The following is a 14571-nucleotide window of genomic DNA, read 5'->3' as shown; positions in this document are numbered from 1 at the left end:
TCCCTTCTTTGCTGTCCGCCTCAGCAGCGACGTCTATTAATATATCATTTTTAAAAGAATTGTTCAATCCCTATAAAACCCCATTAAGTCGAAAAATAACGGAAAATGTTCTTGTTTTTTTCTTAATGCTCTTTTTTGCTAACTTTTATTCTTCTTTGCAGTTATTCTTCAAAGTGAAAAATATCTTTTTTTATCGCTGTAAAAATTCTTTTGTCTATCTCAGGTATTTCTTTCTTTAAATCTATTATCAAATTCCTTATATAATGCCTTGTCGTATGTCCTTCAACAGGGCAAGGGTTCTTTACAACAGGCAAATTATTCTTTTTCACCTCATTTCTAATGTCTTTTTCCTTAACATATATCATAGGTCTTATTACAGTAATTTTTGACCTGTCTAAAAAAGAAACCGGCTCAAAGGTATGAAGCCTTCCATTGTAAAACAAATTCATGATAAAAGTATCTATCAAGTCATCATAATGATGTGCTAAAGCCACTTTATTGCATCCTTTTTCTTTTGCAAAATTGTTTAAAGCTCCTCTTCTTAAATTCGCACACAAAGAACATGGATTTTCTTCTTTCCTGTAATCAAAAACTATTTTTTTTATCTCTGTTTCTTTAATAAAAAAAGGTATCTCTTTTTCTCGGCAAAAATTTTCTACAGGCTTTGGATCAAAATTGTCATAACCTAACGTCAACATCAATCCCATTACCTCAAATTTCTTTGGATAAAAATTTTTAAGAAGATGTAATCCATACAAAAGGGTTACACTGTCTTTTCCTCCTGAAACACCAACAGCTATTATGTCTCCCTCTTCTATCATATTAAAATCTTGAACTGCTCTTCTTATTCTTCCAAGTACTTTTTGCATATTATCACCCCTTCAATATTAATACTATTTGTAGGAATATGTCAATACAATTGAATATTTTGGTCGGTTATGATATAAAGAAGTTATCAAAAGTTGCAAGGAGAGATATTATGACAGACGTTATATTAAGAAACACAAATATTAAAAGGATTTTAAGCGGACACCCTTGGATTTACAAAACCGAAATAGATAGAATTGAAGGAGATTACACTCCAGGTGGAATTGTAAATGTTTTAAATCATAAAAAAGAATTCATAGGAAAAGGCTATATAAATTTAAAATCCATGATAACAGTAAGACTATTGACCCGGGATATTCATGAAGAAATAGATGAAGAATTTTTTAGAAAAAGAATTAAAAGAGCCTGGGAATACAGAAAAAAAGGTTATGGACAATTTAAACTCCTGTAGAGTCGTATTTGCAGAAGCAGATTTTTTACCTGCTTTAATCGTGGACAAATTTGGTGACTATCTCGTTCTTCAAACACTTTCATTAGGTATAGATCGATATAAAGAAACAATAGTAAAGCTTCTTATCGAAATATTAAATCCCAAAGGAATTTATGAAAGAAATGATGTAAATGTAAGAGAATTAGAGGGCCTTCCACAGCAAAAAGGTTATTTGTACGGCAAGTTTGACACAATGCAACAATTTGAAGAAAATGGAATAAAATTTTGGGTAGACATTGAAAATGGCCAAAAGACTGGATATTTTTTAGATCAAAAAGAAAACAGAAGAGCAATTCAAAATTATGTCAAAGATGCAGAAGTTCTTGATTGTTTCAGCCACACTGGTTCATTTACAGTACATGCCCTACACTATGGAGCAAAAAGAGTCGAGACAGTCGACATCTCTGAGGAAGCCATTGAAATGGCCAAAAAGAATGTAGAACTAAATGGTTATCAAGGAAGATGTAATTTCGTATGTGACAACGCCTTTGACATATTAAGAAGATATGATAAAGAAGGCAGAAAGTTTGATACTATAATACTAGATCCCCCTGCCTTTACAAAAAGTAAAGAAACTGTAAAAGACGCATTAAGGGGATACAAAGAAATAAATTTAAGAGCATTAAAAATTCTAAGAGAAGGAGGCTTTCTCATCTCTTGTTCTTGTTCACAGCATATAAAACCAGATATGTTTTTAAGTGTCATTAAAGAGGCAGCCAATGATGCTAAAAGAAATGTAAGACTTGTAGAACAACGTACTCAATCAAAAGACCATCCAATATTATTAGCCTCTGAAGAAACTCAATACTTAAAGTGCCTAATTCTACAAGTCTTATAAAAAGAACACTTTCCCTGTTTTATCATATTGTGTAATAGGGAAAGTGTATAAATGAGGTGAAAAAAATGGAGAGGCAACAATTAGGCTCCAGGCTTCTATATGAGGGTACCGTCGGATACGATGTTCTTCAACTTCAGATGATTCTTCAAAGTTTAGGCTATGACCCTGGTCCAATAGACGGCATTTTTGGACCAAGAACCAAAAACGCTGTTATGAGATTTCAAAGGGACAATGGCCTTAAAGTTGATGGAATTGTAGGACCTGAGACAATGAGAGTTATAAATATGCTTATACCTTAAAATTTCCTGCTTCCCGGCTTTACAAGAGGAATGCCTTCTTTGCAAAGGGGGCATTCCTCTCTTTCAAATGCTTCAACGTACAAGCTTACCACAGACTTAAAAAGAACTTCAAAATTTACCTTTCCGTCGCTTCTATCAACTATACTTCCAACTCCTATTACATTACCTTTTAAGGAATTGACTAACTCTATAACTTCTTTTACGGAGCCCCCTGTTGTCACTACATCTTCTACTACAAGCACATTTTCTCCTTCTTTGATTTCAAACCCTCTTCTTAGCTTCATCATTCCTTCTTCTCTTTCTGCAAAAAAAGCTTTTGCTCCAACCTGACGAGCAACTTCATAGGCTAATATAATTCCTCCAATTGCAGGTCCTATTACAACATCTATTTTGTAATCCTTAAATTTTAGCGCCAACTCGTTACTAAAAATTTCGCTGTATTTAGGATATTGGAATATTTTCGCACACTGCAAATAGGTATCGCTGTGTTTTCCTGATGTCAATAAAAAATGTCCTTCGTTAATTACTCCTAACTTGCTAAAAATCTCTAAGACTTCTTCTCTTTCCATTTTCTCATCCCCTTTAATCAACCTTTAAAGAACCTATAATCTCATTTATGTCCTCTATATTGTTTAAAACCATATATTGTCTTATCCCCTCAATAACCTCAATTGTGCAATTGGGATTCACAAAATTACAAGTGCCAATTGCCACTGCCTTCGCCCCCGCAATCATAAATTCTAATGCATCTTTAAATGAACTTATACCGCCCATACCTATAACAGGAATTTTCACGGCTCTCACTGCCTCATACACCATCCTAAGGGCAATAGGCTTTATAGCAGGCCTGATAATCCTGCAATGACATTCTTAAAAACAGGTTTTCTTGTATCAATATCTATAGCCATCCCTGCAATTGTATTAATTAAAGATACAGCATCTGCTCCTCCATCTTCTGCTGCTTTAGCACAAACCCCAATATCCGTCACATTTGGTGTTAATTTTACAATAACGGTTTTTTGTGTAACTTTTTTTACTTCTTTTGTTATATTAAATATATCCTCAGGATTTATTCCAAAAGCCATACCACCTTTTTTCACATTTGGACAGGAGACATTTATTTCAATTCCATCAACACCATCTATATCAAGCTTCTTTGCCATATAAGCAAATTCCTCAATGGTTTCTCCTGCAATATTCACTATTACAGCAACATCATAATCTCTTAAAAAAGGCAGCTCTTTCTCAATGAAAGCATCTACACCCGGATTTTGAAGCCCTACACTGTTTAGCATTCCACAAGGAGTTTCATAAACTCGTGGAGGTGGATTACCTTCTTTAGGTTTTACTGTAAGTCCTTTTACAACTATCGCTCCTAATTGATTTAAATCAATATATTCTCCGTACTCTCTTCCAAATCCAAAAGTACCTGAAGCTGCCATTACTGGATTCTTTAATTTAAGTTTTCCAATTACAACTTGTAAATTCAAAATTCCACCTCCTCAGCCCAAAAGACGGGACCATCTTTACACACTCTTTTGTACTCAAAACCACCATCTTTTTTCACTCTACAAGCACATACAAGACAAGCTCCTATGCCACAAGCCATCCTTTCTTCTACAGATATTTGACAAGGAATATTATTTTTCAAAGAAATCTCTTTAAGAGCTTTTAGCATAGGCTTTGGTCCACAGCCATATATTATGTCAATCTTATCAATTATATCTTCAATTGCTTGTGTCACCATTCCTCTTTTCCCAAAACTTCCGTCCTCTGTCGTGACAATAACTTCTCCTAAATTTTTAAACTCCTCCACAAGAAAAATTTCACTTTTAAATCCCAACGCAATATACAAATTTTTTGCTTTGATTTTTTTAGCAAGGTATAGAAGGGGAGGAGTGCCTATTCCCCCACCTACTATTAACACATTTTTGTCCTCATATAGTTTGAAGCCATGTCCATGAGGACCTGTGACTTCAATTGTATCTCCTTTTTTCATTTCGGATAAATTTTTAGTACCTTCCCCTTTAACCTGATATACAATTGTCATGGATTTGTCATCAGCAGAGCATACACTTATAGGCCTCTTTAGAAAAGTCTTGTCTTTGCAGTCCACCATTACAAATTGGCCTGGAGAAGGTATTCCCCCCTTCCACTCATATACCAATTTATAAATGCCACTGGCTATCTTTTCATTAGACAATATCCTGCTCTTCATCTTTCACCTCAACAAGCGATGTATTTTCTTTTAACAAGCCCATTGTTAATCATGCCTGTCATAAGAATTACCTCTGCTCTCGCCGCTTGTGCATACTCATATTCAGAATATACATCTTTCCAGTAAGGACTTTGATACGCATAGATAACGCTCCGGGAAGAATTTATTATCGCGCCAAGTCCATTCTCATCAAAACAATCCATTATATCTTCAACAGTCCCCCCTTGTGCCCCATAGCCTGGCACTAGAAAGAAACAATTTGGCATTTCCTTTCTTAGCACTTTTGCTTCCTCTGGATAAGTTGCACCTACTACTGCACCTATAGAACTATAGCCATATTTCCCAACTGCTGACTTTGAAATTCTATTTATTATTTTAGCAACTCGTTGATAGACGTATTCTCCTGTTGCAGTTTTTATATCCTGTATATCTTTAGAACCTTTATTTGAAGTCTTGACAAGTGCAAATATACCCTTATCGTATTTAATCGCATCTTCTACATAAGGCATTATAGTGTCTTCACCCATATAGGGATTTACAGTAATAGCATCAAACAACTGGTTTTGCAAATAAGCTTTTGAATACATTTTTGCAACCTCTTGTATATCTCCTCTTTTAACATCCGCTATTACCATAAGCCCTAAATTTTTAGCGTATTCAGCAGTTTTGAAAAAAGCTTTAAATCCTTCTATCCCATAAGCTTCATAAAAAGCAACTTGGATTTTGACTGCAGGTACAATATCGTAGACTGCATCTATTATCCCTTTGTTAAAGAGATATAAAGCTTCGCCCACACCTTCAATGTTTTCGCCTCTTTTTTTAAAGGCAGTATCCTTTATAAACTTAGGCGTCATTTCAATTCTGGGGTCAAGTCCTACCACTACAGGACTTTTTTTAGATTTTATATTTTCAATTAACCTATCAATAAACATATTCCTCATCCTTTACTGAAAGTTTATTCATTTTATTGTATAAATATTTATTACTAATTATACCTCAATTTTTTCTTTTTTTCTATCCTTTTTGTATTTTATTTCTCCTTCTACTATCGTATATTCCACGACTCCTTTTAATCTCATACCATGGAAAGGTGTGTTTTTTCCTTTTGATTTAAATTTATCTTTGTCAACTACATACTCTTCATAAGGGTCTACAATCACAATATCCGCCGTCTTGCCAACCTTTATTCCACTGGATATACCCAATATATTTGCAGGATTTATACTCATGTAATTGACTAACTCTTTTATGGTTATTTTTCCTGTCTGTACAAGGAAAGTATTTATCACAGAAAATGCTGTTTCTAAACCTGATATTCCAAAAGCAGCTATGTCGTAAGGTACTTTTTTGTCATCCTTAGTGTGAGGGGCATGGTCTGTCGCGATTGCATCTATTGTGCCATCTTTCAATCCTTCTATTAATGCTTCTATATCCTCTCTTGTCCTTAAGGGTGGATAAGCTTTTGTGTTTGTATCGTAATTATAGACTGCTTCATCTGTCAAGGTAAGATTGTGAGGAGTCACTTCAGCAGTTATTTTCACTCCCTTTTCTTTCGCTTCTCTTATAAGTTCGACACTTCCTTTTGTTGAGACATGTGCGATGTGAAGCCTTACACCAGTAGCCTTTGCAAGTATAATATTTCTTGCAAGCATGACTTCTTCTGCTTCTCTTGGTATGCCTTTTAATCCTATCATTGTGGAAATTACCCCGCTATTCATTACACCTTCGCCACTTAATGTTTTGTCTTCACAGTGGGTTATCATGAGTAAGTCATACATTTTTCCATATGTCATTATCCTCTTCATAAGCCCTGCACTCATTATTGGAAAACCGTCATCAGACAAGGCAACAACCCCTGCTTTTTTAAGTTTTGCCATTTCGGTTATTTCTTCGCCTTTCATTCCCTTTGTCATAGCTCCTATAGGTAGTACTTTTACAACTCCTTCTCTTTGCGCAATGTTTTTACATATTCTACTACTATTTCATTGTCTATAGGAGGATTTGTATTTGGCATGCAGGTAACAGTAGTGTAACCTCCTGCTGCTGCAGCCTCTGTACCTGTTTTAATAGTTTCTTTCTCTTCAAATCCCGGTTGCCTTAAATGAGTGTGCATGTCTACAAAACCGGGAAGTACATATTTGCCTGTTGCATCAATCACTATCCCGTCTGAGACTTGTATATTTTTGTCAATCGCTTTTATGATACCATAGTCTATTAATATATCCGCTTTAACTTCACTCCCAAACCCATCTATTACAGTACCATTTTTATAATCATCTTCATTTTAATTTCTCCTTTCACAAAGTATTTTTAAAAGTGCCATCCTGACAGCAACACCGTTTGTCACCTGTTCTTCTATGACAGAATACTTGTCATTTGCTGCTTCTGACGTAAGTTCAACATTTCTGTTTATAGGCCCTGGATGCATCAATATCGCATCAGGTTTTGCAAGTTTCATTCTCTCTTTATTTATCCCAAAATACTCTCTGTATTCGTCAATTGACGGAAATAGGCCACTTTTTTGCCTTTCCAATTGAATTCTTAGTCCCATCACTACATCCACATCTTTTATAGCTTCCTCTACATTGTAGTAAGCTTTAACTCCCATTTTTTCTATTGCAGGAGGTATTAAGGTTGAAGGGCCTGCAACTCTCACCTCCGCCCCCATCTTTTTAAGTCCCCATATGTTTGACCGTGCAACTCTGCTGTGCATAATATCTCCTATTATTGCTACTTTCAATCCTTCAAAGCTTTCTTTCTTTTCTCTGATTGTCATCATGTCCAACAAGGCTTGAGTAGGATGTTCATTTATACCATCTCCTGCGTTTATGATAGAGGCATCAGTGTATTTTGCCATAAGATGCGGCGCTCCACTCATGTTGTGCCTTGTTATTATCACATCCGCCCTCATCATCTCAACAGTCCTTATGGTGTCTATTAAAGACTCCCCTTTGGCAACACTGCTGGTTGCCACTTCTATATTGCCGTAATGAGCGCCTAAATACTTTGCTGCCATCTCAAAAGATAGTCTTGTCCTCGTGCTAGGTTCGAAAAAAATCGTTACAACTGTCTTTCCCTTTAGTATCTGCGAATATTTTTCTCCATTTAGAATTTTTTTCATCTCCTTTGCGGTGTCTAAAACTTCCAGTATTTCTTCTTTCGATAAATCCTTAATGCCTAACAGGTCTTTTCTCTTCACATTACCTTCCTCCTTTTAAAAAAAGAGTAGTCACCACATCACAATAATGTGAAATGGCACTACTCTTTTTGTATAAAATATTCTTTTCTGTTAAAATTAGGGTTTTGAATTTTGGCATAAAAAATCCTCCCTTCGCAAAATTTAATACTCCGGGAGAATATCTATTAATTCTCCCTTTTTAGCCTCGCTGGGCTAAATTAAAGGTACTACTTTTCAGTTATTACCACTCTGTTGACTTTGTCTACTTCCTCCAACATCACATTTACTATTTCATTTTTTGATGTTGGAACATTTTTACCTACATAATCTGACTTTATAGGCAATTCTCTGTGCCTCTGTCTATTAATTCTGCCAGCTGTATCGCCTTAGGCCTTCCTAAATCGATAATCGCATCCATAGCAGCCCTTATAGTCCTTCCTGTGTATATCACGTCGTCCACTAACACCACTATTTTACCTACCACATCCACACCTATATCTTTTTTCTTGACTACTGGCTGTTCAAGGTCCGTTGTAAGGTCATCACGGTATAGGGTGATATCCAATGACCCTACTGGAGGCTTTTTTCCTTCAATTCGCGATATATACCTTGCTATTCTTTCTGCTAAAGGCACTCCTCTTGTCTTAATGCCTACCAAAACCACATCTTCAATGCCTTTATTCCTTTCCACAATCTCATGGGCTATTCGTATAAGTGCCCTGTCTATAGCTTTTTCATCCATTATCTCTGCTTTTATCTTCAACTTCCTAACCTCCACAAAAAAGCTTCTTGCACTGGCAAGAAGCTTTTTATGCTACATATAATTATGCCAACCTTGCCAGCCTCACAGGACTGCTTAAAGGACTTCGTTTTCTATATATTATCACATTCTTTTCAACTTGTCTATAGGAATATTTAAAAAAAATAAAAATTGTGTTATGATTTTAGTATTGACACCAATATTAAAAGAAGGATGTGACAAAATGGAAGTAGGAAAAGTACCTGTAGAAATACTAAAAAGAAGTGTTTTCCCATATCTTGGCGTTAAAAGAAAAGAAGTTTTAGTCCACTCCCAATTAGGAGAAGACAGTAGCATAATCGATTTCGGCGAATACGTGGCAGTCCTTTCAACAGACCCCATAACAGCAGCAGACAAATTAAGCGGCTTTTTATCTGTCATAATATCCTGTAATGACTTGGCTTCTTGTGGCGCAAAGCCAATTGGAATATTATCAACTATACTGCTTCCTGAAGGTACTGAAGAATCTACTTTACATGGCATCATGAAAGAAATAGATAGAGCAGCAAAAAAATTAGGCATTGAAGTTTTAGGAGGCCACACAGAAATAACCACTACAGTAAACAAGCCTATTATAAGCACAACAGCAATTGGCATGGCTAAAAAAGGTGAGTACATAACCACAAAAGGCGCAAAAATAGGCGATGATGTCATAGTTACAAAAGCTTTAGGCCTTGAAGGCACAGCAATTTTAGCAACTGACTATGAAGATTTGCTGCTAAAGCGCTACGATAAAGATTTTGTTTTAAAAGCCCAAAGTTTTATAAACGAAATAAGTGTCATAGAAGAAGGACTTATTGCAGCACAAAATGGTGCAAATGCAATACACGATATAACAGAAAGCGGAATACTAGGAGCAGCCTATGAAATCGCAGAAGCATCAGCCTTGGCATTGAAATATATGAGGAAAAATTGCCAATACGCCTGAGACAAAAGAAATTTGCCGTTTTTTTGACATAAACCCTTTGAAACTTATATCCAGCGGTTCAATAATAATTACTGCCAGTGACAGCAGTAAAATAATCGATGCTTTAAATAAAATTGGCATAACAGCTACAATTGTAGGTAAAATAACAAAAGAAGGAAAATACTTGGTAACAGCCCATGGAAAAAAAGAGATAACTCCTCCTGAAAGAGATGAGATATACCTTGTAAATAAAGATAGGATTCCCACTTAATCCTATCTCAGACTGTAGACAAACTTTCGGAAATAGGATATTTTGCATAAGGAACGACTTGTGACAAAGCGATAACAAAACTTAATGAGACCGAGGGTGGAGGCAGGGCCGAAGCCAAGGATGGCGGAGGCGGGCACTAAGACAAGGAGGTCGAATGTGCGGAACCTGCCGGAACCCGAGGGTCGAGTTTAGTTTTGTCGCTTTGGAACACCGGAGTGACGATGCAAAATATCCTATTTAAAAAATTTTTTACTTTGTCAACAAACTGAGATAGGATTCCCACTTAATCCTATCTTCATTTATTTCTTAAAATCTCTATCAATTTTTTAAAATACTCAGGAAGCGGAGCTTCAAATTCCATATACACTCCTTTTGTAGGATGAATAAAACCTAAAACACGTGAATGTAATGCCTGCCCCTTCAATTTAAACTTTTGCTTTTTAAATCCATATACTGGGTCTCCTACAACAGGATGACCAATAAAAGCCATGTGCACTCTTATCTGATGAGTCCTACCGGTCTTTATAACCGCCTCTATCAACGTATTCTCCTTAAAACGCTCCAAAACTTTGTACAATGTAAGAGCATATCTTCCATCCTCTATTACAGCCATCTTTTTTCTGTCAACAGGGTGCCTTCCTATAGGTGCCTCAATTTTCCCCTCTTCATCTTTTATAACTCCCTCTACAATAGCAACATATTTTTTAAAAACACTTCTCTCTTTTATTTGATTAGAAAGGCTTATGTGGGCCTTATCATTTTTAGCAACAACCATCAAACCAGAAGTATCCTTATCAAGCCTGTGAACTATACCCGGCCTTAAAATGCCGTTAATTCCCGATAAATTTTTGCAGTGGTAAAGAAGTGCATTAACAAGTGTACCGCTGTAATTACCCGGCGCCGGATGCACTACCATTCCCTGTGGCTTATTTATCACAATTATATCATCGTCTTCATAAAGAATATCCAAAGGTATATTTTCTGGCAGTACATCAATTTTCTCTGCCTCTGGGATATTTACAACAACCTCATCATTCTCTTTTACCTTATAACTGGGCTTTACCGTTTTACCATTTACAAAAACAAGCTCATCCACAATCAATTTTTTAATATAAGACCTTGTGTAATCTAACTCCGCCGCAAGAAAAACGTCTATTCTCTTTCCTTCATCCTCTTTTTCTCCCTGCAAAACTACCTTGTCAACTATGTTCATCCCATCACGCCTTCTCCCTAAAAATCATAAGATATCCTAATATAATAGCTCCTATAACTATAAAAGAATCTGCAACATTAAAAACCGCAGGGAAAAATTTAAAATCAATAAAGTCTACAACATATCCGAGTCTAACTCTGTCTATAAGGTTTCCAATAGCGCCCCCCAGGATCATAGCAAGTGTATAATTATACACACTATTTTCTGGCAGTTTAATCATAGAATAAATTAGCACAGCCCCTACAATTACTGTTATAACTATAAAAAAAGAGTCTTATTCTGAAGCATACCAAATGCCGCACCTTTATTTTCTACATAAGTAAGATGAAAAAAATTCTTTATAACAGGATAACTTCCTATAGGCATAAGATATTTTACTGCAAGATATTTTGTCACTTGGTCAAGCAAAACTACAAACGCTACAATAATTATCTCCAACGTCAATTCCTCCTATGTATTCATTTGTTTTTGTAACCATATTGTTGTACGAATATATTATACAAAATAAAACATTTTAAAGCTATAGGCTTAAAATATAATGATCATAAGATATAATGAAATTATGGAGGAATATATACTAAATTGCAATAATTCCTCCGCAAAAATTTAATATAAATTCAGGAATGATAATTATGGAATTCCCAATAAAACATAATATTTACACATATTCCGATTATCTCAAATTGAAAGATGGTGAAAGAGTAGAATTAATTGAGGGTAACTTTGTCGCTATGTCACCTTCACCCTCAAGAATTCATCAAAAAATAATTACAGAAGATCTAAGTCGTTTCACCACCAAATGCTTCTATTGATTACGTTAAAAAACTCTATTTATATGAAAAATTTAAAGTGAAAGAATACTGGATAGTAAATCCTGTTTCAAAAAATATATTTGTCTACAAATTGGATGAAAAGGGTCAATATTCAGAACCCGAAAAATATACAATAGAAGATACTATAAAAGTTAATATTTTTAAAGAATTAGAGATAAATATCGCAAAACTTATTAAATAGCTTTGAAAGGTTTTTCCTTTAGAACTTGAGAAGTATACATAAAGTTTTTACGGTATTCTTAACCTTCCATCTCATTTAAAATTTCAGCCACATCCAAAAAATTACTATCCTCTACATAAATCTTTTGAAATTGCTTTAATGCCTTTTCTTTCTGCCCCAATTTCATATAAACTGTCCCCAATAAATATCTGTATATCTTCATCTCCTCCGTATCAGTTTTTCTCTTTCTCATAGGTCCTTTTTCTAAAACCGCCAAAGCCATATCGGGTTTATTAAGTTCTATATAACAAGCAGCCATGGCATTGATTACAGATAAACTATTCTTATATTCCTCTGACAATGAGTTCATAAGTTCAAGTGCCTTTATTGTAGGCTAACTTGCCTTTATTAAAAAAGGAAATAGCTTTTGAAATAGGCTTCTTGCTTAATGTATATGAATAAAACACAAAAATTATAAAGCCTAATATTCCCAAGAGAGTATATGCAAATAGCAATATAAAAGAAGCAATAAATAGCAAATACTTAGGACCTTTTGAAGGCATTTTCTTCAATATTTCTGGTGGATAAGTTATACTAACATTATTTATTTGAGTGTTAAGTGAAGAACTGACTTGTTTTTTCTTTTTATTTAAATAATTGATAGTATAAAGACCTGTCCCCGGAATCCCAAAAGAAGTATAAATTCCCCGGGACCTACCCCTATTCTCGCACCTCTTTTCCCTACACTAAAACCTATACCGCTTTTACTGACATTTATTCTAACTCCTTTACCCAGACTAATACTTTTTCTAAATCTCCAGCCCAATGGAAATCACCTTCTTTCAAATTACTGTAATTTTTATATATTCCCTTATAAAACACCTTTCAATTTATCTAATAATCACAATATTATCTCCCATTTTATTCACATTTAAAACCGGTGAATCATAAAAATCCACTAACTCAAAAGCCAATTCAAATGGAAATATTACATACAATTTATCAATTTCAGCGTAACTTATGAATGACTTCTTATTTGACTTAAGATATACTTCCAAAAATAAAAGTTTTAATTCTTTATTCTTTATTTCAATCGTGTTAGCTTTCTTATATATACCTGGTTTTTGTGCTTTTGATAAAACTCCCCATTCTACCATTGAAGAGATTATTTTATCCGTACTAAATTTAACTGTACTTCTCTCTCCCCATATTTCAAATATTCTCTGCCTTACAGTATCTAACTTAAACTCCTCTTGAATACTCAATAACTTACCTATAACAGTGCTAATATCACTAAATAAAGGAAAAGCTGATATAAGCATAAACCAATGAATAAACTTTTTTTCTCCTTCAGACACCTTATCAAATAATACCACTGCTTTGTCTCTCACATATTTAAATTCCTCAGGAACATCTACCCAACTGCTTATTAAAATATCTATACTTTTTCTTCTATTTTCCTTACTTTTAACTTCACTAATTAGAAAATCATCTAACCCTTTTTTTATCTTAGAAACCTCCTGCTCATTTTTATAAAATTCTACAACTTTATCAAGCCATTCAAGTTTTATTCTTCTAGCAAAACCTACTTTTTTCATCCTATTTTCTCCCTCTCCTTAAATATGACTTATGTGCACAAATGGAACTATAACTTCTTCAATTGAAATACCACCGTGACTTATCATCTGTTCTCCTTGAGCACCAAAAGCATTATTTTCTTTACATATTATAAAATTGTATTCCTTAGGAAGACCAAAACCAATCCATTTAAAAGATTTATCATCATATAAACTTCTCCCATAATCTATTCCACTCTCATATATCCTTACCCTTTCTCCAGCTTTTTCAACAATAAGCCCTTCATTTAATTTCCCTTTGCCTATTGATGCAATATTTCCGTGATCTGAAGTTATAAAAATCTCATATCCTTTAGAAATCAATTTTTTTAAAAAATCCTCCACCCTACTCTTTTCAAGCCATAACTGTATGTTTGATATAATCCTTCAACTGATAAAATCGCACTATGTATTAGTTCATCTATAATATTGACAACAATACCTACTATCTTCGCATTACGGTTATTTATTATATCATTTATTTCTCTTTTATTGAACTCCATAACATTTCTTATGTAAAAAACATCATCACCTTTATATCCTTGATTCATCCAAAACTTTTTCCATCGTTTTTCTTCGTAATTTGTAGAAAAATCGTATCTTTAAAATATAAAGGTATATCACCAGAGAAAATTGCCTGCCTTGAAATGGATGTCAAAGTTGGGATCCATGCAAAAGACTTTTTCTCTTCAATATTCCACAGAGCATTTTTATTCAAATATCTTTTTATCAAATACCAATTATCTACCGACATACCATCGAAAACTAAAAGTGCTACCCTATCATATTTTTGTTTTTTCATAATATAATTCAAATACCATGGAATTTGATGAACCATTACAGGTCCATTTACATAAGAAATTGAAGTAAGATTGCCATAATTCAAAACAACCCATTCCATAAAACTGTTTTCAATCAACT

Annotated in this window: 14 protein-coding genes and 6 pseudogenes; 4 read left to right on the top strand and 16 right to left on the bottom strand. The window is 34.4% G+C overall.

Annotated features, from left to right (window positions below):
• Positions 1 to 161: 161 nt before the first annotated feature.
• Complete coding sequence (locus JCM7501_RS05865) at positions 162 to 869, bottom strand: ATP-binding protein (protein WP_028992379.1); 708 nt, start codon at positions 867 to 869, stop codon at positions 162 to 164.
• Between the two features lie 110 nt (positions 870 to 979).
• Between JCM7501_RS05865 and JCM7501_RS05860 the strand changes: the two are divergent.
• Positions 980 to 2156 (top strand): annotated as a pseudogene (locus tag JCM7501_RS05860) (class I SAM-dependent rRNA methyltransferase).
• Positions 2157 to 2221: 65 nt separating this feature from the next.
• A complete protein-coding gene (locus JCM7501_RS05855) occupies positions 2222 to 2455 on the top strand; it encodes a peptidoglycan-binding domain-containing protein (RefSeq protein WP_003868407.1) in 234 nt (77 codons plus the stop codon).
• Here the strand turns inward: JCM7501_RS05855 and pyrE are convergent.
• The 7 genes and pseudogenes from pyrE to pyrR all read right to left on the bottom strand — a co-directional run bounded on the left by pyrE (position 2452) and on the right by pyrR (position 8614).
• Positions 2452 to 3024, bottom strand: coding sequence for an orotate phosphoribosyltransferase (gene pyrE / locus JCM7501_RS05850; protein WP_028992377.1), 573 nt, complete (start codon positions 3022 to 3024; stop codon positions 2452 to 2454). The genes JCM7501_RS05855 and pyrE overlap by 4 nt on opposite strands.
• Positions 3025 to 3037: 13 nt before the next feature.
• Positions 3038 to 3945, bottom strand: a pseudogene (locus JCM7501_RS05845) (dihydroorotate dehydrogenase).
• Positions 3942 to 4673, bottom strand: a complete 732-nt coding sequence (locus JCM7501_RS05840) for a dihydroorotate dehydrogenase electron transfer subunit (protein WP_013150408.1) — start codon at positions 4671 to 4673, stop codon at positions 3942 to 3944. The pseudogene JCM7501_RS05845 and the gene JCM7501_RS05840 overlap by 4 nt, the downstream one beginning before the upstream one ends.
• Positions 4674 to 4681: 8 nt before the next feature.
• Complete coding sequence (gene pyrF, locus JCM7501_RS05835; protein WP_013150409.1) at positions 4682 to 5605, bottom strand: orotidine-5'-phosphate decarboxylase; 924 nt, start codon at positions 5603 to 5605, stop codon at positions 4682 to 4684.
• Positions 5606 to 5662: 57 nt separating this feature from the next.
• Positions 5663 to 6927: pseudogene (locus tag JCM7501_RS05830) on the bottom strand (dihydroorotase).
• Positions 6928 to 6957: 30 nt separating this feature from the next.
• Positions 6958 to 7872 carry an aspartate carbamoyltransferase catalytic subunit gene (locus JCM7501_RS05825; RefSeq protein WP_028992375.1) on the bottom strand — a complete coding sequence of 305 codons (915 nt, stop codon included), beginning with the start codon at positions 7870 to 7872 and terminating at the stop codon, positions 6958 to 6960.
• A 206-nt stretch (positions 7873 to 8078) separates the two neighbouring features.
• A pseudogene (gene pyrR, locus JCM7501_RS05820) lies at positions 8079 to 8614 on the bottom strand (bifunctional pyr operon transcriptional regulator/uracil phosphoribosyltransferase PyrR).
• 220 nt (positions 8615 to 8834) lie between these two features.
• On the opposite strand from pyrR, the pseudogene JCM7501_RS05815 reads away from it, so the two are divergent.
• Positions 8835 to 9828 (top strand): annotated as a pseudogene (locus JCM7501_RS05815) (AIR synthase family protein).
• A 295-nt stretch (positions 9829 to 10123) separates the two neighbouring features.
• Here JCM7501_RS05815 and JCM7501_RS05810 read toward each other — a convergent pair.
• Together JCM7501_RS05810 and lspA are read right to left on the bottom strand one after the other, a co-directional pair.
• Positions 10124 to 11041 carry an RluA family pseudouridine synthase gene (locus JCM7501_RS05810; RefSeq protein WP_028992372.1) on the bottom strand — a complete coding sequence of 306 codons (918 nt, stop codon included), beginning with the start codon at positions 11039 to 11041 and terminating at the stop codon, positions 10124 to 10126.
• A gap of 4 nt (positions 11042 to 11045) precedes the next feature.
• Positions 11046 to 11479 (bottom strand): annotated as a pseudogene (gene lspA, locus JCM7501_RS05805) (signal peptidase II).
• 369 nt (positions 11480 to 11848) lie between these two features.
• Between lspA and JCM7501_RS16570 the strand changes: the two are divergent.
• Positions 11849 to 12055, top strand: coding sequence for a Uma2 family endonuclease (locus tag JCM7501_RS16570; RefSeq protein ID WP_154653791.1), 207 nt, complete (start codon positions 11849 to 11851; stop codon positions 12053 to 12055).
• A 58-nt stretch (positions 12056 to 12113) separates the two neighbouring features.
• Here the strand turns inward: JCM7501_RS16570 and JCM7501_RS14410 are convergent, their stop codons facing one another.
• The 6 genes from JCM7501_RS14410 to JCM7501_RS14390 all read right to left on the bottom strand — a co-directional run bounded on the left by JCM7501_RS14410 (position 12114) and on the right by JCM7501_RS14390 (position 14569).
• A complete protein-coding gene (locus JCM7501_RS14410; RefSeq protein WP_245599080.1) occupies positions 12114 to 12404 on the bottom strand; it encodes a tetratricopeptide repeat protein in 291 nt (96 codons plus the stop codon).
• A gap of 279 nt (positions 12405 to 12683) precedes the next feature.
• Positions 12684 to 12860, bottom strand: a complete 177-nt coding sequence (locus JCM7501_RS14405) for a DUF4236 domain-containing protein (protein ID WP_256201202.1) — start codon at positions 12858 to 12860, stop codon at positions 12684 to 12686.
• Positions 12861 to 12924: 64 nt separating this feature from the next.
• Positions 12925 to 13632 carry a hypothetical protein gene (locus JCM7501_RS05790; protein ID WP_028992370.1) on the bottom strand — a complete coding sequence of 236 codons (708 nt, stop codon included), beginning with the start codon at positions 13630 to 13632 and terminating at the stop codon, positions 12925 to 12927.
• 18 nt (positions 13633 to 13650) lie between these two features.
• Complete coding sequence (locus tag JCM7501_RS14400) at positions 13651 to 13974, bottom strand: hypothetical protein (RefSeq protein WP_256201201.1); 324 nt, start codon at positions 13972 to 13974, stop codon at positions 13651 to 13653.
• Positions 13975 to 13979: 5 nt separating this feature from the next.
• Positions 13980 to 14201, bottom strand: coding sequence for a hypothetical protein (locus tag JCM7501_RS14395; protein WP_256201200.1), 222 nt, complete (start codon positions 14199 to 14201; stop codon positions 13980 to 13982).
• On the bottom strand, positions 14198 to 14569 hold the full coding sequence (locus JCM7501_RS14390) for a PglZ domain-containing protein (protein ID WP_256201199.1): 372 nt from the start codon (positions 14567 to 14569) through the stop codon (positions 14198 to 14200). Before JCM7501_RS14390 ends, JCM7501_RS14395 begins: the two co-directional genes overlap by 4 nt.
• Positions 14570 to 14571: the final 2 nt, after the last annotated feature.

The organism is Thermoanaerobacter thermocopriae JCM 7501 (genome assembly GCF_001310975.1).
GTDB lineage: Bacteria > Bacillota > Thermoanaerobacteria > Thermoanaerobacterales > Thermoanaerobacteraceae > Thermoanaerobacter > Thermoanaerobacter thermocopriae.
This window is presented reverse-complemented; position numbering and strand designations above follow the sequence as displayed.

Coding starts and splice junctions, on each gene's coding strand:
- JCM7501_RS05855 (WP_003868407.1), top strand. CDS start 2,222: ATGGAGAGGCAACAATTAGGCTCCAGGCTTCTATATGAGGGTACCGTC.
- JCM7501_RS05840 (WP_013150408.1), bottom strand. CDS start 4,673: ATGAAGAGCAGGATATTGTCTAATGAAAAGATAGCCAGTGGCATTTAT.
- JCM7501_RS05865 (WP_028992379.1), bottom strand. CDS start 869: ATGCAAAAAGTACTTGGAAGAATAAGAAGAGCAGTTCAAGATTTTAAT.
- JCM7501_RS05790 (WP_028992370.1), bottom strand. CDS start 13,632: ATGAAAAAAGTAGGTTTTGCTAGAAGAATAAAACTTGAATGGCTTGAT.
- pyrF (WP_013150409.1), bottom strand. CDS start 5,605: ATGTTTATTGATAGGTTAATTGAAAATATAAAATCTAAAAAAAGTCCT.
- pyrE (WP_028992377.1), bottom strand. CDS start 3,024: ATGGAAAGAGAAGAAGTCTTAGAGATTTTTAGCAAGTTAGGAGTAATT.
- JCM7501_RS14410 (WP_245599080.1), bottom strand. CDS start 12,404: ATGAACTCATTGTCAGAGGAATATAAGAATAGTTTATCTGTAATCAAT.
- JCM7501_RS14395 (WP_256201200.1), bottom strand. CDS start 14,201: ATGAATCAAGGATATAAAGGTGATGATGTTTTTTACATAAGAAATGTT.
- JCM7501_RS05810 (WP_028992372.1), bottom strand. CDS start 11,041: ATGAACATAGTTGACAAGGTAGTTTTGCAGGGAGAAAAAGAGGATGAA.